Genomic DNA, 15,565 nt, shown 5'->3' with positions numbered 1-15,565 from the left:
TTATTATAATCAGTTAAAATTCAGCTATTTTAGATTTCTTGATATGATTATAAAAATAGAAATAACAATAAGACTAGCTAAACTTATCAATAAAATCTCAATGTTATTAGTAAAGATATTTATTACTTGAAGAACAGATACGGAAGCAATAATAAAAAGTATTGCTTCCATAAGTTTAGTATTTCGTAATTCATTAAATTGATATTTTTCTTTAATTAAGTCATATTCCTCTTGCTTTACTTTTTCTACATATTCATCGTGAGTGAAATCAGAGTGCTCTTTAAGATGATTAAAAAGTTCAAAAATAGGTCTATAATTAAGTCGGTACATAAAAATATATGATTTTTTATAATTGTGAGCCCATTCATTAAAATTAATAAGATGTTTTTCGTTTGAGAGGTGGAATTTTTCAAGTCCGTCCATAATAGTTTCTTCAAGGCAAACTAATTGAAAAAACGGGGTAGCAGAAGCCAAAAAGAAACTAGCTTGTTGTAGAAAATTGAACTCAAAATTATTAGAATCATTGTTATTCCAAATGATATAATTAGCGCCTTTGTTTATGTAGTTAATGTATTCTAAATCAAAATAGTCTGCTATGTAATATTTTGATTTATTCATAGAGGATAGAGCATGCGAAGTATATGGAGCATTAATCATCCAAGTATACAATTTGTCTTTTTTAAAGAATTCTAATTTATTCATATCTTTCATATTGGTAATGAAGTGGAGTGTAAAAAAACGTTCGCTTAATTGAATTCCTCCGTTTATTGAAGATAATTCTTTTTTTATATAATTTAAAATATCATCTAACTGTTGAGAAGAGTTCAAAGAGTATGCTTTATTTTTATTTTTAAAATCAGGAAAGAGTTTGGCTATCATTTTGGTATACGGGTGTAGAAAATCGATGTTATAAAAAGAATCTCTCAAATCTTCAAATAAATCAATTACTATTGCCCCATTTTGATATACGGTAAGTGTTACAAAGTAGAGGTATATTTCGCTCTTTTTACCAAATTCTATAAGAGGAGTGAAGATAAATTTAATAAATTGATTACCTTCTGCGTTATTTAACCAATTTTGCTTTTCCTTCTCAAGTTTAATAAAGTATAAGTCAAGATAGTCATTAGTCTTTTCATCAATCGCTTCTTTCAAATGATGTATCTCAGAGGGAATATTCCAAAATTCATTTTTTTTAGCAATAAGTTGACCATCTTTGGTACCTATTAAAACCATTATTGTGGCTGGATGATTTTTAAATTTTTTAGTAATAATTTGTGTTAATTTTTTATTATTAATTTTATATAAGTCTGTACTTAACATATAAAAAGAAGTTATTTTAAATTCTTTGATTTGTTTAGAGACTTCAGAAATTTTTTCTCCCCAATTATTATTTATAGGCTTCTTCATATTAAGCTCCTTAATGTTTTTCAAAATAATTATATCAAAAACATTCCCCTATTTGATATGAACAATCATAATCAGTTAAAATTCAGTTATTTTGCTAAATTTAAAAGAAAAAGCCTTAGAAATGTTGATTTCATAGGCTTTCTGTATGTTATATTATTTTACTTCTGTAAACACAACGTGTTTGCGAAGTTTTGGTGAGTATTTCTTCAATTGAAGACGGTCTGGAGTGTTACGTTTGTTTTTAGAAGTAAGGTACAAGCGTTCACCAGATTCTTTGTGTTCAAGTGTAATATTTACGCGCATGGTATCTCCCTTCTATTATTCAGCTGATGCAGCTTTAGCGATTTTACGTCCTTTGTAGTATCCTTTAAGTGATACACGGTGAGAACGTGAGTAATCTCCAGTAGTTTCGTCAAAGTTTACAGATGGAGCTGTTACTTTGTAGTGTGTACGACGTTTGTTTTTCTTCGCTTTTGAAGTGCGACGTGCAGGTACTGCCATTTTGATTTCTCCTTTAGGTATTTATATTCGATTCAATCTACTGATTTTCATCAACCATACTAGGATAACACATTTTTTTTGTAAAGTAAAGTTACTTGACAAAAAAAGATGAAAAAATTCTCCTATCCGACACGGCAGACAGGAGAAGGTGTTAAATATCAATCTCAAATGGTTCGTCAATGGTTTCTGATACGTATTTTCCGTCTTTCTTCCGTTGTTTGACACATTCTGTGAGGAGATACTCGATTTGCCCATTGACTGAACGAAAGTCGTCTTCTGCCCATGATGCGAGTGCAGCGTATAACTTTGTTGAGAGTCGAAGGGGGATCTGCTTTTTTTTAGCTTCAGCCATCTTTAGTAAAGACTTCCTGTGTTGACAATTGGTTGTGCATCATGATTGCCACAGAGGACGACTAGGAGATTTGAAACCATGGCAGCTTTTCGTTCTTCGTCAAGCTCGACCAATTCCCCTTCATTGAGACGTTCCAGGGCCATTTCAACCATACCCACAGCGCCATCCACAATCATCTTACGGGCATCAATAATGGCAGATGCTTGTTGACGTTGAAGCATAACGGCAGCAATTTCTGGAGCGTAAGCTAGGTAAGTGATACGTGCTTCAAGGATTTCCAAACCGGCATCTTCAACGCGACTTTGGATTTCTTCACGAATACGGTTAGCAACAATTTCGCTAGAGCCACGAAGACTACCTTCATCTGCTTGACCGTCACCTGTAGTATCTACATTAGGAGACACATCGTAAGGATAGATGCGGACAATATTACGGAGGGCGCTATCACACTGCAAAGAGAGGTATTCCTTGTAGTTATCTACGTTGAAGACTGCCTTAGCGGTGTCGACTACACGCCAAGTAACGGCAATTCCAATTTCCACAGGATTTCCTAGACAATCATTGATTTTTTGGCGAGAATTGCTCAAGGTCATAACCTTGAGGGAAATCTGTTTCTTGCCAATTTCAATATTTACATCATTGCCATTTGATGATTTCATCCCTGAAAAAGGAGATTTCGTGCTAACGTCACCACTTTGTCCAAGTCGAGTGTGGTTTGCAGGGTTAACTGCTACGCTGAAGGGATTTACAAAGTAAAAACCAGGTTCTTTGATGGTACCTGTATAGTTACCAAAGAGTGTAAGAACCAGAGCCTCCTGAGGTTTGACAACTTTTAAACCAGCATGAGCTAGACCTGCAATTAGGCTTAGTAAAAGTCCGATAATAATTCCAAAAATGTTTTCCGAACCAACACCCATTATAAATATAAAGACACCAAGTACGAGTGTCAACTCAATGAGAATCAATGCGAATACACCATTTGGTTTTGAATTGATGAGTTTTTCAGTCATAAGAATGACCTCCTGTTATTTGATATCTAAATGATATCACTTTAATTTATAAAGTCAATTGAAAGTTGAAAAATAATCACTAAAAACTTTCAGCCCAATAATTACTTGTAGAAGGTGAGATTATATTGTGCTGAAATACTCTTTTATTCTTATAACTTTTACACTATAATTGTAGTTAGAAAGGAAGAGAAATGTTTGATTATAGAGCACTAGTTATTTTGATGACTTTGATGGATCATTGTGAGCTATCATTATATGAATTATCTGTTAAGGTGAGCTTACCCATAAAGGAAGTCAAAGAAGGAATAGATTATTTAGTGCCTTATCTAGCTAATAAAGGGATAGTGCTGGATAAAAAACAAGGTCGCTATAGTTTATCAAATCATACGAAGCAGTCTTTGACAGATATTATTAAGTCGGATGAATTGGTTTTACCAAAGTCGACTCGCTTAGCTTTAATCTATCTTTACACTTTTTGCCGATTAGATTTCATATCGAATAATCATTACCAAGACTTTTTGAAAGTAAGTAAGAACACAACCTTATCTGATATTCAATCATTAAGAAAGATTATGCTAGATAATGATTTGGAGCTAGGGTACAGCAGAGCAAAAGGTTATACTCTACACGGTTCAGAGTGGAATAAGCACCGTTTGGCTTTTCAAATGGTTAGTGAGTTGCTGGAATCTTCCATAGGAATTTGGGGTTTGGATTATGTTTTATCCAGTTGGGGGTATTCATTAACTTATGATTTGATAAATCAGGTAGTTAAAGATTATTATGAAAAGCTACAGATAGTACCTATTGTTAATCAATTAAAAGTTTGCCTTTTCGGTTTAGTATTCATTATGTGTAGGTATCAAAGGGGTGTTGAAAGAGTATGTCTTTCAGATACATTAGTATCTCCTATTGTTCAAGATATAACCAATATTTTATTGGATACAGTGGTTGATTTGGGAATTATAGATACGGTATTTTCAGAGGATGATTATCGCTATATCACAGTTTTATTATCAAGTTGCTTTGAAGGTGAAGTAGATGTTGCTCCGGTTTACTTTAATCAATTAACAGAGTCTATTATAAGTAGAATGGAAGATATTTCTTTGTTACATTTTAAACAAAGAGAAGTATTGAGAGAAAATCTTCGTCGCCACCTTATACCGGCTTACTATAGATTAAAGTTCGGCTTACCTAGTTCAAATGAATATGTGTTGCATGTTAAAGAACAGTATCCTGATTTATTTGAACTAGTAAAAGATTCTTTGACTCCCTTGATGGACGCTATTGACAAGCCCATACCTGATAGTGAAACAGCATATTTTGTTATCCATTTTGGAGGATATTTAAAGAAAGCAGACAATTTGCCTCAAAAATGTTATAAAGCAGCAATTATCTGTCCTAATGGAATTAGTTCTTCATTGATGATAAAAGAGAATCTATTAGCATTATTCCCTCAAATTGAGTTTATAGGAACCTCAAAGATTGATGATTTATATGCGAAAACTAGTAGTGACTATGATATGGTTTTTTCTACTATAAAGGTGGATACAGAGAAGCCAAATTATCTAGTTTCTGTTATGATGACGGAAGAACAAACAACACAGTTAGTTGAATTGGTATCAAAAGATTTCCCAGATACAGGTTATCGAGATATTGAACTTAATCAGATAATTAGCATAGTAAGACGATATAGTGTAATCACACAAGAATTAGAGTTAAAATTAGCATTAAAGAGGTATCTCTATCAAGAAATGAACAGAAAGGAAGTGTTACCATTGTTAGAAGAATTAATTACAAAAGAAACTTATCAGGTTAGTTCGGAAAAATTAGGATGGAAGGAGGCAATTCGTTTAGCAGCTAAACCGCTTTTGGATCAACATAAGATAACTGAGAACTACCCTGAGGCAATGATTCAAAAAGTAGAAGAGTTTGGGCCTTTTATTAATTTAGGGAAGGGAGTAGCAATTCCTCACGCTCGGCCAGATGAAGGTGTGAATGAAATAGGAATGTCAATGTTAGTTTTGGAAGAACCGATTTATTTATTGGATAATCCAGAACAAGAGGTAAGATTGTTGATTTGTATTGCAGCCATTGATAATGAGAGTCATTTAAAGGCTTTGTCACATTTAACAACAATTTTAAGAGATAAAAATCATGTTCAAACTTTAATATCATCAAAAAACTATGATGACATTGAAATGATAATTAAACAGGAGGATTAGATAATGTTAAAAATTGGTACAGCTTGTGGTTCAGGATTAGGTTCAAGTTTTATGGTACAGATGAATATTGAATCTGTATTGAGTGATTTGAATGTTTCAGATGTAGAAGTTGAACACTATGATTTAGGTGGAGCAGATCCAAATGCAGCTGATATTTGGATTGTTGGTCGTGATCTAGCTGATTCAGCTAGTCATCTTGGAGATGTTCGTATCTTAAATAGTATTATTGATATGGACGAGCTACGAGAATTAATTACTAAAATTTGTGAAGAAAAAGAACTTATATAGGAGGCTAGCGTCATGATGAAGTTCATATTGGATATTGTTAGTACACCAGCTATTTTAGTAGCTTTAATTGCAATCTTAGGATTAGTTCTTCAGAAGAAGAAATTACCTGATATTATTAAAGGCGGAATTAAGACCTTTGTTGGTTTCTTGGTTGTATCTGGTGGTGCAGGAATTGTGCAAAATTCTTTAAATCCATTTGGTACCATGTTTGAGCATGCTTTTCATTTATCTGGAGTTGTACCAAATAATGAAGCAATTGTAGCTGTAGCTTTAACAACATATGGCTCAGCTACTGCAATGATAATGTTTGCAGGTATGGTGTTCAATATCTTAATCGCTCGTTTTACTCGATTCAAATATATCTTTTTAACAGGGCACCACACTCTATATATGGCGTGTATGATTGCGGTCATTTTATCAGTTGCTGGCTTTACTAGTTTGCCTCTTATCTTACTAGGAGGATTAGCACTCGGTATTATTATGAGTATTTCTCCAGCATTTGTACAAAAATATATGGTTCAATTAACTGGAAATGACAAGGTGGCTTTAGGTCATTTCAGTTCTTTGGGATATTGGTTGAGTGGTTTCACTGGTAGCCTTATCGGTGACAAATCAAAATCAACAGAGGACATTAAATTCCCAAAGAGTTTAGCTTTTTTACGTGATAGTACTGTTAGTATTACTTTATCCATGGCAGTTATTTACATTATTGTAGCTATCTTTGCAGGGTCAGAATATATAGAAAAAGAAATCAGTAGTGGTACAAGTGGTCTAGTTTATGCTTTACAATTAGCAGGTCAATTTGCAGCAGGGGTATTTGTTATTTTAGCAGGTGTTCGCCTTATTTTGGGTGAAATTGTTCCAGCCTTTAAAGGTATTTCAGAGCGTCTTGTACCTAATTCAAAACCTGCTTTGGATTGTCCGATTGTTTATACTTATGCACCCAATGCAGTTCTAATTGGATTTATCTCTAGTTTTGTTGGTGGTTTAGTGAGTATGGCAATTATGATTGCTTCAGGAACGGTTGTTATTTTACCAGGTGTTGTGCCTCATTTCTTCTGTGGAGCGACTGCAGGTGTTATTGGGAATGCATCTGGTGGTGTTCGTGGAGCCACTATTGGAGCATTTTTACAAGGTATTTTAATTAGTTTTCTTCCAGTCTTTTTAATGCCAGTTTTGGGAGGACTTGGTTTCCAAGGATCAACTTTCTCAGATGCAGATTTTGGTCTATCAGGAATTATTTTAGGAATGTTGAATCAATTTGGCTCACAAGCAGGCATTGTTATTGGTCTTGTTCTTATTCTAGCAGTTATGTTTGGAGTATCCTTTATTAAAAAGCCATCTGCAAAGGAGGAATAAGGGATGATTTTAAGTGAAAATAGAGAAGATGAGTTAAGAAAATTTGCAACAAAAATCCGATTAAATACTCTTAGAACATTGAATCATCTTGGATTCGGCCATTATGGAGGGAGTCTGTCTATAGTAGAAGTTTTAGCAGTGCTTTATGGTGAAATAATGCTGATGACTCCAGAAATATTTGCATCACGAGATAGAGATTATTTTGTTTTATCCAAGGGACATGCTGGACCAGCTTTGTACAGCACACTCTATTTGAATGGTTTCTTTGACAAAGAATTCTTATATTCTTTAAATACAAATGGAACCAAATTACCGTCTCATCCTGATAGAAATCTAACGCCGGGCATAGATATGACAACTGGCTCTTTAGGACAGGGAATTAGTGTTGCAACCGGACTTGCATATGGTCAGAGAATAAGAAAAAGTCCCTTTTATACATATGCCATTGTTGGAGATGGTGAGTTAAATGAGGGACAATGTTGGGAGGCTATACAGTTTGCTTCTCATCAACAGTTATCCAACTTAATTGTATTTGTTGATGATAACAAAAAACAATTAGATGGTTTTACAAAGGATATTTGTAATCCAGGTGATTTCGTAGAAAAATTTTCAGCATTTGGATTTGAATCCATTAGGGTCAAGGGTTCAGATATTAGAGAAATTTATGAAGGGATTGTCCAATTAAAACAGTCAAATAATTCATCACCTAAGTGCATTGTATTAGATACTATTAAAGGTCAAGGGGTTCAAGAGCTGGAAGAAATGAAATCCAATCATCATCTTCGCCCTACTGTAGAGGAGAAACAAATGTTAACTTCAGTTGTAGAAAGATTAAGTCAGGAATTGGAGGAAACAGAATGATGAGAAGTACGAAGGAATTACGGCATGTATATAGAGACTTCCTTTTAGAGGCTAACCAAAGTTATTCTGATATAGTAGTTTTAGAAGCAGATTTGTCAAGTTCGATGGCTACTAATAATCTTGAAAAGGACTTTGGAGACCGTTATGTGAATGTTGGAATCATGGAAGCAGAAATGGTCGGGCTTGCAGCAGGTTTATCAATTCAGGGGTTTAGACCTTATCTTCATACATTTGGCCCTTTTGCTTCACGAAGAGTATTTGATCAATTATTTATTTCTCTTGGATACGCACAATTGGATGCCACTGTGATTGGATCAGATGCAGGAGTAACGGCAGAGATGAATGGTGGAACACATATGCCATTTGAAGAAATTGGATTGTTACGTTTAATTCCTAAATCGATCATTTTTGAAGCAACTGATGATATCCAATTTCGTGAAATCTTGAACCAGACATTAGAATTAAAAGGATTAAAATATATTCGAACAATTAGAAAAGCTCCAGAGGCTGTATATCAAGGTGGAGAAGATTTTTCTAAAGGCTACATTGAGTTAAGACACGGTGAAGATGTTGTAATAGTTGCTTCTGGCATAATGGTTGCTCCAAGTATTCGAGTTGCGGATGAACTGTCTAAATTAGGTTATTCAGTAGGTGTGATAGATTTATTTAGAATCAAACCGATACCAGAACAGATAAAAACAATGTTAAGTGGAAAAACTATATTTACTGTAGAAAACCACAATCAGATAGGTGGAATTGGCAGTGCTTTATGTGAATTATTCTCTGATGATGGAATAACAAAAATTCATCGGATGGGTGTTCAAGAAAGATTCGGTCAAGTAGGGAAAATGGATTATCTTCTTAATGAGTATGGTTTGAGTGAATCGAATATAAAAGAGAAAGTTTTAGCGTTTTATAATGCAAGATAGATGTTAAATACACTTATCTGAAAGAACTTCTGTAAAAATTACATTACGTTATTTAAAGCAAGCGGATTAAAAAGCATATTCTGGTAATCAGAAAGTGCCCTGATCCGCTTTGTTGTTTTTAATTTAAAATGTTTATATGCGTATAGAATTTTCTGAAAATTCAAGAATTTTCTTCTGTTCATTGCCTTTAAAATGTGCTATAATAGTAAAAACTGAAATGGGAGGGAACAAATGACTGAATTAGATAAACGTCACCGCAGTAGCATTTATGATAGTATGGTTAAATCACCAAACCGTGCCATGCTTCGTGCGACTGGTATGACAGATAAGGACTTTGAAACACCGATTGTGGGAGTGATTTCGACTTGGGCGGAAAATACACCGTGTAACATCCACTTGCATGATTTTGGGAAATTGGCTAAAGAAGGTGTCAAATCTGCAGGTGCTTGGCCTGTGCAGTTTGGGACTATCACTGTAGCGGACGGGATTGCCATGGGAACGCCAGGTATGCGTTTCTCTCTAACATCTCGTGATATCATCGCGGACTCTATCGAGGCGGCTATGGGTGGTCACAACGTGGATGCCTTTGTCGCTATCGGTGGCTGTGACAAGAACATGCCTGGTTCCATGATTGCCATTGCCAACATGGATATTCCGGCTATTTTCGCCTATGGTGGAACTATTGCACCGGGAAATCTTGATGGCAAAGACATTGACTTGGTTTCTGTTTTTGAGGGTATCGGAAAATGGAATCATGGTGATATGACAGCTGAGGACGTGAAACGTCTCGAATGTAATGCCTGCCCTGGTCCTGGTGGCTGTGGTGGTATGTACACTGCTAATACCATGGCGACTGCTATCGAAGTTCTAGGTATGAGTTTGCCAGGATCTTCATCTCACCCAGCTGAATCAGCTGATAAGAAAGAAGACATAGAAGCAGCAGGACGTGCTGTTGTTAAGATGTTGGAGCTCGGTCTCAAACCATCAGATATCTTGACTCGTGAAGCCTTTGAAGATGCCATTACTGTAACTATGGCTCTCGGTGGTTCTACAAATGCCACTCTTCACTTGCTTGCCATTGCCCATGCCGCTAATGTTGACTTGTCACTTGAGGACTTCAATACGATCCAAGAGCGTGTACCTCACTTGGCCGACTTGAAACCTTCTGGTCAGTATGTCTTCCAAGACCTCTATGAAGTCGGTGGTGTCCCTGCGGTTATGAAGTACTTGTTGGCAAATGGTTTCCTTCACGGGGACCGTATCACATGTACTGGTAAGACTGTCGCTGAGAACTTGGCTGACTTTGCAGATCTCACACCAGGTCAAAAAGTTATCATGCCACTTGAAAATCCAAAACGTGCGGATGGTCCGCTTATCATCTTGAACGGGAACCTTGCACCTGACGGTGCGGTTGCCAAGGTATCAGGTGTGAAAGTGCGTCGTCACGTTGGTCCAGCTAAGGTCTTTGACTCAGAAGAAGATGCGATTCAGGCAGTTCTGACAGATGAAATCGTTGATGGCGATGTAGTTGTTGTTCGTTTCGTTGGACCTAAGGGTGGTCCTGGTATGCCTGAGATGCTGTCACTTTCATCAATGATTGTTGGTAAAGGTCAGGGAGATAAGGTGGCCCTCTTGACGGACGGACGTTTCTCTGGTGGTACCTATGGTCTGGTTGTTGGACATATCGCTCCTGAAGCTCAGGATGGTGGACCGATTGCCTACCTCCGTACAGGTGATATCGTTACGGTTGACCAGGATACCAAAGAAATTTCAATGGCCGTATCCGAAGAAGAACTTGAAAAACGCAAGGCAGAAACAACCTTGCCACCGCTTTACAGCCGTGGTGTCCTTGGTAAATATGCCCACATCGTATCATCTGCTTCACGCGGAGCCGTGACAGACTTCTGGAATATGGACAAGTCAGGTAAAAAATAACTAGAAAAATGAGCAGTCGCTAAATGACTGCTTTTTCTAATTCTTTGTATTTTCTTATGGAATGTGATAAAATAGCTGCCCTAACTAGGATTACAAAGGAGAAATAATGTTTTCAAAAAATACAGGAATTATGCTTTATGTAGATGATGTAGCAGTTGAGAGAGACTTTTGGTCAGCTATCGGTTTTGAAATTACGAACCAATCTGAAATCATGGGGTTTGAAACTTTTGAGATGAAACCGAACATAGACAGTACATTGACTTTTACTGTCTATGCCAAAGAGTTTATTCGTCAGGTATCACCAGAGGTAGTTGAGATGAAACCTAGTCTACTCTTTGAGTCAGCGGATCTTCATGCCCTTCACATGCGCGTGGCCGCAGTGACAGATACCACCAGTCCGATTAATACGCAACCTTTCCCTAATTTTAACTTTGCAAATCCAAGTGGCCATTATTTCGCAGTTAGAGGAATCTAAAATAAGAAAACAGCTCTCTGTTTATTAGCAGAGAGCTCTTGTATTTTAACGAGGTGGCAGTCCAAGGGCAATACGGCCGTAGCGACTGATTCGTGTGATTTTCCAAGCGGGCGACCAGGTAACTTCAACCTTGACATCTTCGATACCCTCGATTTGTTTCAGACCTGCCACGATTTCGATAGGTAAACTTTCTGCGCAATCACAGGCAGTATCGGTGAAGGTCATGACAATCTTGCAGAGACCTGTTTCATCCAGATTGATTTCATAAATCAGGCCTAAATTGTAAACATCCAATTCCACATCTGTATCAAAAACCTTCTCTAGTTTTTCGATAATTTGGTCTTGTAAGGCCAAAGCACGGTCATTGATTTTGATATCGTCTCTCATAGCAGTCCCTCCACACGATAAATATCCTCTATTTTCTCATAATTCTGACAATTTGGCAAGTTTTTGATGAATTTTCTGAAAAAATATGATAATATAAAGAAAATGCTGAATCAAGGGGGGAGCCTATGGAACAGATTGGAAAAGTCTTTAGACAATTACGAGAGTCAAGAAATATCTCGCTGAGACAAGCAACTGGAGGACAATTTTCGCCGTCTATGTTGTCCCGCTTTGAAACAGGTCAGAGTGAGCTTTCGGTGGAAAAGTTTCTATTTGCCCTAGAAAATATATCTGCCAGTGTGGAGGAAATCCTCTTTCTGGCGAGAGGTTTTCAGTATGATACAGATTCTGAGTTGAGAAAAGAAATCCTAGATGTCTTGGATTCAAAGAATATAGCTCCGCTTGAGGACTTGTATCACAGGGAGTATCAAAAGCAAGCCCATTCTCAAAACAAACAGAAACATATTCTAAATGCCATTATGATCAAGTCTTATATGAAGAGTATGGATGAAAGGGTAGAGTTAACAGCAGAGGAAGCGAAAGTCCTTCATGATTATTTGTTTTCTACCGAGATTTGGGGAATCTATGAACTAAATTTATTTTCAGTCAGTTCTCCCTTTTTATCTGTTTCTCTTTTTACTAGATATGTACGAGAAATGGTACGTAAATCTGATTTTCTAATGGAAATGTCTGGCAATCGAAACCTTTTTCATACTATACTATTGAATGGCTTTTTAGCTAGTATTGAGTGTGAAGAATTTACTAATGCCTATTATTTTAAACGGGTTATCGAAGAGCATTTTTACAAGGAAAATGAAACCTATTTTCGAATTGTCTATTTGTGGGCGGAAGGTCTCCTTGATAGCAAACAAGGTAGAGTCAAGGAAGGCCAGAAAAAGATGGAAGATGCTGTCCGTATTTTTGAGATGCTAGGCTGTAACAAATCTGCCGAATACTACAGAAAAACCTCCGATTGTTGAATATTTGCAAACTAAGAAAATTATTTGAAATTTGAAGCGATAGAACTCTTGAGCTCTATCAGGCCATCGAGAAAGTTCTATCGTTTTTTTGCTCATTTTGTTTGTTGCATATATTCAAAAGTTTTTCCTCTAAAATTTCTTAGTGCTATACTATAGTCATACTTTACATAAAACTTCGAACAAGAAGGGAGATTACCTATGAAACTATTGTTTAGAAATCAAGCTTATCGACTCTTGACTTTGTCACGATTCTTCAATGCTTTTGGTGCTTCGATTTTCAATCTGGTCTTTATCGTTTATGCATCGACCTTGCCACAAGCCTCTTTTGCGGTTGCTATGGCCAATATTGTCATGATTCTTCCGACTCTCTTTACAGTTTTTGTAGGGATTCGGGCAGATTACACGAGGGATAAGGTCAAATGGATGGTTTATAGCGGTTTGTTTCAGGCGGTTTTATTTTTTCTAGCAGCCCTAGTTGTCCAGCAAGCTAGTCTCTTTGCCTTTTCTAGCCTGTGTTTGATCAATGTCATTAGTGATGTCATCAGTGATTTTGCAGGTGGCTTGCGCATGCCTCTCATTAAGGAAAAAGTAGCTGAAGACGATCTGATGGAGGCTTATTCTTTTAACCAGTTTATCACCTATATTTCAGCTATTGGTGGTCAAGCTTTTGGAGTCTGGCTCTTAGGTCTATCGGTCAACAATTTTTCCCTCGTTGCGGGAATCAATGCCTGTTTCTTCCTAGTATCAGCCGTCATTCTCTTTTTAGGAAAAAGCAAATTGAGCCTGTCAAAGTCATCTGCTGATGGTGAAATTCTAAAAAATGAGAAGCTTCCGATCAAAGAGCAATTCCTAACGATTTATCGAAATTTACGTCTCGTTTTTCTTAAAGGTGGACAGAAAAACTTTGGATTCATGATCTTTGCTGTCTTGCTTATCAATGCCTTGGGTGGCGCTTTAGGAAGCATCTATAACATCTTCTTTTTGAGCCATTCTCTTTTGGACTTTTCTTACACAGAGGCATTATTTATCAGTCAATTCTGTGCTTTGTTAGCAATCATCATCAGTAGCCTTACGGGCAATGATTATTTTGGGAAGCAGTCCTTGCCTAGATTGATGATGTGGGTGACCGTAGGACTCAGTCTAGTTGGTCTAGCTAATTTATTCAATCAAGTCGTACTTGGTTTACTATTTCTCTGTTCAACTCTGTATGTGTCTGGTAAAGTTCAACCAAAGATTAGTGCCATGCTCCTGAAAAATCTAGCTCCAGAGGTTCTAGCTCGTACCAGTAATTTTTTAGGTTTATTGTTTACCTTATCCGTACCTGTGGGAACAGCTTGTTTTTCACTTATAGCCGTATGGAATATACAGTTGACTTGGATGCTATTTGTTGGTTTTTCCTTGCTAGCTATTTTTTTGACGATTCTAAATCTTAAAAATGATATTTGAATCCTAATTTTTTTCTCACTGTTTTAATCCCTCTATTTATGGTAAAATAAGACTATTAAGTTTAAAGAGGATTCCCTATGAAATTACAAAAACCAAAAGGAACGCAGGATATTTTACCTGCTGAGTCTGCCAAGTGGCAGTACGTTGAGGGCTTTGCCCGTGAGATTTTCAAGCGCTATAACTATGCAGAAGTGCGCACGCCTATTTTTGAGCATTACGAGGTCATCAGTCGCTCTGTCGGAGATACAACGGATATCGTAACCAAAGAAATGTATGATTTCTATGACAAGGGTGACCGCCATATTACCCTCCGTCCAGAAGGAACTGCGCCCGTTGTCCGTTCTTATGTGGAAAATAAACTCTTCGCCCCAGAAGTGCAAAAGCCAAGTAAGTTCTACTACATGGGTCCTATGTTCCGTTATGAGCGTCCACAAGCAGGGCGCTTGCGCCAATTCCACCAGATTGGTGTTGAGTGTTTTGGCTCTAGCAATCCAGCTACCGATGTGGAAACAATCGCGATGGCAGCCCATTTCTTGAAAGAAATCGGTATCCAAGGTGTCAAATTGCACCTCAACACTCTTGGAAATCCTGAGAGCCGTGCGGCCTACCGTCAAGCCTTGATTGACTATTTGACACCGCTCAAGGAGACCTTGTCTAAGGATAGCCAACGTCGCTTGGAGGAAAATCCTCTCCGTGTCTTGGACTCTAAGGAAAAAGAAGACAAGGTAGCAGTAGAGAATGCGCCTTCTATCTTGGACTTCCTTGATGAAGAAAGTCAAGCTCATTTTGATGCTGTGCGTCAGATGTTGGAGAATCTTGGAGTAGATTATATCATCGATACCAATATGGTGCGTGGTCTGGACTACTACAACCACACCATTTTCGAGTTTATCACAGAGATTGAGGGAAATGACTTGACAGTCTGTGCGGGTGGTCGTTACGATGGTTTGGTTGCTTACTTTGGTGGCCCTGAAACTGCTGGATTTGGTTTTGGACTTGGTGTAGAGCGCCTGCTTCTCATTCTTGAAAAGCAAGGTGTGGCCCTTCCTATTGAAAATGTTTTAGATGTCTATATTGCAGTCTTGGGTCAAGGAGCAAATGTCAAGGCCTTGGAGTTGGTGCAAGTCCTTCGCCAACAAGGTTTCAAAGCAGAGCGTGATTACCTCAATCGTAAGCTCAAAGCTCAGTTCAAGTCAGCCGATGTCTTTGCGGCTAAGACCCTCATCACCCTAGGAGAGAGCGAAGTCGAAAGCGGACAAGTAACGGTTAAGAACAACCAAACCCGAGAAGAAGTGCAAGTGTCACTTGAAGCAATCAGTCAAAACTTCTCAGAAATCTTTGAAAAATTAGGTTTTTATACTCAATGAAAATCAAAGAGCAAACTAGGAAGCTAGCCGCAGGCTGTACTTGAGTACG

The 15,565-nt window shown here is 37.3% G+C and carries 16 protein-coding genes; 10 read left to right on the top strand and 6 right to left on the bottom strand.

Annotated features, from left to right (window positions below; all coding sequences use genetic code 11):
* Positions 1-24: 24 nt before the first annotated feature.
* The 5 genes from ADI86_RS02505 to ADI86_RS02485 all read right to left on the bottom strand — a co-directional run bounded on the left by ADI86_RS02505 (position 25) and on the right by ADI86_RS02485 (position 3,270).
* Positions 25-1,407: a hypothetical protein gene (locus tag ADI86_RS02505; protein ID WP_037598338.1), complete on the bottom strand. Its 1,383-nt coding sequence runs from the start codon at positions 1,405-1,407 to the stop codon at positions 25-27.
* 153 nt (positions 1,408-1,560) lie between these two features.
* Positions 1,561-1,710, bottom strand: a complete 150-nt coding sequence (gene rpmG / locus ADI86_RS02500; RefSeq protein WP_001265622.1) for a 50S ribosomal protein L33 — start codon at positions 1,708-1,710, stop codon at positions 1,561-1,563.
* 15 nt (positions 1,711-1,725) lie between these two features.
* Positions 1,726-1,908, bottom strand: coding sequence for a 50S ribosomal protein L32 (gene rpmF / locus ADI86_RS02495; protein WP_000290417.1), 183 nt, complete (start codon positions 1,906-1,908; stop codon positions 1,726-1,728).
* Positions 1,909-2,059: 151 nt separating this feature from the next.
* Positions 2,060-2,260, bottom strand: coding sequence for a PTS ascorbate transporter subunit IIC (locus ADI86_RS02490; RefSeq protein ID WP_000796544.1), 201 nt, complete (start codon positions 2,258-2,260; stop codon positions 2,060-2,062).
* A gap of 2 nt (positions 2,261-2,262) precedes the next feature.
* A complete protein-coding gene (locus tag ADI86_RS02485) occupies positions 2,263-3,270 on the bottom strand; it encodes an SPFH domain-containing protein (protein WP_049531656.1) in 1,008 nt (335 codons plus the stop codon).
* A gap of 191 nt (positions 3,271-3,461) precedes the next feature.
* On the opposite strand from ADI86_RS02485, the gene ADI86_RS02480 reads away from it, so the two are divergent.
* The 7 genes from ADI86_RS02480 to ADI86_RS02450 all read left to right on the top strand — a co-directional run bounded on the left by ADI86_RS02480 (position 3,462) and on the right by ADI86_RS02450 (position 11,339).
* Positions 3,462-5,492, top strand: a complete 2,031-nt coding sequence (locus ADI86_RS02480) for a BglG family transcription antiterminator (RefSeq protein WP_049531655.1) — start codon at positions 3,462-3,464, stop codon at positions 5,490-5,492.
* 3 nt (positions 5,493-5,495) lie between these two features.
* Complete coding sequence (locus ADI86_RS02475; protein ID WP_000912473.1) at positions 5,496-5,780, top strand: PTS sugar transporter subunit IIB; 285 nt, start codon at positions 5,496-5,498, stop codon at positions 5,778-5,780.
* Positions 5,781-5,792: 12 nt separating this feature from the next.
* On the top strand, positions 5,793-7,139 hold the full coding sequence (locus ADI86_RS02470; protein ID WP_000975299.1) for a PTS ascorbate transporter subunit IIC: 1,347 nt from the start codon (positions 5,793-5,795) through the stop codon (positions 7,137-7,139).
* Positions 7,140-7,142: 3 nt separating this feature from the next.
* On the top strand, positions 7,143-8,000 hold the full coding sequence (locus ADI86_RS02465; protein WP_049531654.1) for a transketolase: 858 nt from the start codon (positions 7,143-7,145) through the stop codon (positions 7,998-8,000).
* On the top strand, positions 7,997-8,929 hold the full coding sequence (locus ADI86_RS02460) for a transketolase family protein (RefSeq protein WP_023947581.1): 933 nt from the start codon (positions 7,997-7,999) through the stop codon (positions 8,927-8,929). The genes ADI86_RS02465 and ADI86_RS02460 overlap by 4 nt, the downstream gene beginning before the upstream one ends.
* Positions 8,930-9,160: 231 nt before the next feature.
* On the top strand, positions 9,161-10,864 hold the full coding sequence (ilvD, locus tag ADI86_RS02455; protein ID WP_000137343.1) for a dihydroxy-acid dehydratase: 1,704 nt from the start codon (positions 9,161-9,163) through the stop codon (positions 10,862-10,864).
* 106 nt (positions 10,865-10,970) lie between these two features.
* Entirely contained in the window at positions 10,971-11,339 is a 369-nt protein-coding gene (locus tag ADI86_RS02450) for a glyoxalase (protein ID WP_049531653.1), read from the top strand.
* Between the two features lie 45 nt (positions 11,340-11,384).
* Here the strand turns inward: ADI86_RS02450 and ADI86_RS02445 are convergent, their stop codons facing one another.
* A complete protein-coding gene (locus ADI86_RS02445) occupies positions 11,385-11,726 on the bottom strand; it encodes a metal-sulfur cluster assembly factor (RefSeq protein ID WP_001204052.1) in 342 nt (113 codons plus the stop codon).
* A gap of 125 nt (positions 11,727-11,851) precedes the next feature.
* Here ADI86_RS02445 and rgg point away from each other — a divergent pair, with 125 nt between their 5' ends.
* The 3 genes from rgg to hisS all read left to right on the top strand — a co-directional run bounded on the left by rgg (position 11,852) and on the right by hisS (position 15,516).
* The gene (gene rgg / locus ADI86_RS02440; RefSeq protein WP_049531652.1) at positions 11,852-12,703 is read left to right on the top strand and encodes a quorum-sensing system transcriptional regulator Rgg; all 852 of its coding nucleotides are present in this window, start codon (positions 11,852-11,854) and stop codon (positions 12,701-12,703) included.
* Between the two features lie 198 nt (positions 12,704-12,901).
* Positions 12,902-14,149, top strand: coding sequence for a transporter (locus ADI86_RS02435; RefSeq protein ID WP_049531651.1), 1,248 nt, complete (start codon positions 12,902-12,904; stop codon positions 14,147-14,149).
* A gap of 77 nt (positions 14,150-14,226) precedes the next feature.
* Positions 14,227-15,516, top strand: coding sequence for a histidine--tRNA ligase (gene hisS / locus ADI86_RS02430; protein ID WP_049531650.1), 1,290 nt, complete (start codon positions 14,227-14,229; stop codon positions 15,514-15,516).
* The last annotated feature ends 49 nt before the right edge of the window (positions 15,517-15,565 follow it).

Source organism: Streptococcus pseudopneumoniae (assembly GCF_001074975.1).
Lineage (GTDB): Bacteria > Bacillota > Bacilli > Lactobacillales > Streptococcaceae > Streptococcus > Streptococcus pseudopneumoniae_D.
This window is presented reverse-complemented; position numbering and strand designations above follow the sequence as displayed.

Bases quoted from the DNA above. Each gene is read 5' to 3' on its own strand.
- ADI86_RS02435 (WP_049531651.1), top strand. From the start codon at position 12,902: ATGAAACTATTGTTTAGAAATCAAGCTTATCGACTCTTGACTTTGTCA.
- rgg (WP_049531652.1), top strand. From the start codon at position 11,852: ATGGAACAGATTGGAAAAGTCTTTAGACAATTACGAGAGTCAAGAAAT.
- ADI86_RS02480 (WP_049531655.1), top strand. From the start codon at position 3,462: ATGTTTGATTATAGAGCACTAGTTATTTTGATGACTTTGATGGATCAT.
- hisS (WP_049531650.1), top strand. From the start codon at position 14,227: ATGAAATTACAAAAACCAAAAGGAACGCAGGATATTTTACCTGCTGAG.
- rpmF (WP_000290417.1), bottom strand. From the start codon at position 1,908: ATGGCAGTACCTGCACGTCGCACTTCAAAAGCGAAGAAAAACAAACGT.
- ADI86_RS02475 (WP_000912473.1), top strand. From the start codon at position 5,496: ATGTTAAAAATTGGTACAGCTTGTGGTTCAGGATTAGGTTCAAGTTTT.
- ilvD (WP_000137343.1), top strand. From the start codon at position 9,161: ATGACTGAATTAGATAAACGTCACCGCAGTAGCATTTATGATAGTATG.
- ADI86_RS02465 (WP_049531654.1), top strand. From the start codon at position 7,143: ATGATTTTAAGTGAAAATAGAGAAGATGAGTTAAGAAAATTTGCAACA.
- ADI86_RS02445 (WP_001204052.1), bottom strand. From the start codon at position 11,726: ATGAGAGACGATATCAAAATCAATGACCGTGCTTTGGCCTTACAAGAC.
- ADI86_RS02450 (WP_049531653.1), top strand. From the start codon at position 10,971: ATGTTTTCAAAAAATACAGGAATTATGCTTTATGTAGATGATGTAGCA.
- ADI86_RS02485 (WP_049531656.1), bottom strand. From the start codon at position 3,270: ATGACTGAAAAACTCATCAATTCAAAACCAAATGGTGTATTCGCATTG.
- ADI86_RS02460 (WP_023947581.1), top strand. From the start codon at position 7,997: ATGATGAGAAGTACGAAGGAATTACGGCATGTATATAGAGACTTCCTT.
- rpmG (WP_001265622.1), bottom strand. From the start codon at position 1,710: ATGCGCGTAAATATTACACTTGAACACAAAGAATCTGGTGAACGCTTG.
- ADI86_RS02470 (WP_000975299.1), top strand. From the start codon at position 5,793: ATGATGAAGTTCATATTGGATATTGTTAGTACACCAGCTATTTTAGTA.
- ADI86_RS02505 (WP_037598338.1), bottom strand. From the start codon at position 1,407: ATGAAGAAGCCTATAAATAATAATTGGGGAGAAAAAATTTCTGAAGTC.
- ADI86_RS02490 (WP_000796544.1), bottom strand. From the start codon at position 2,260: ATGGCTGAAGCTAAAAAAAAGCAGATCCCCCTTCGACTCTCAACAAAG.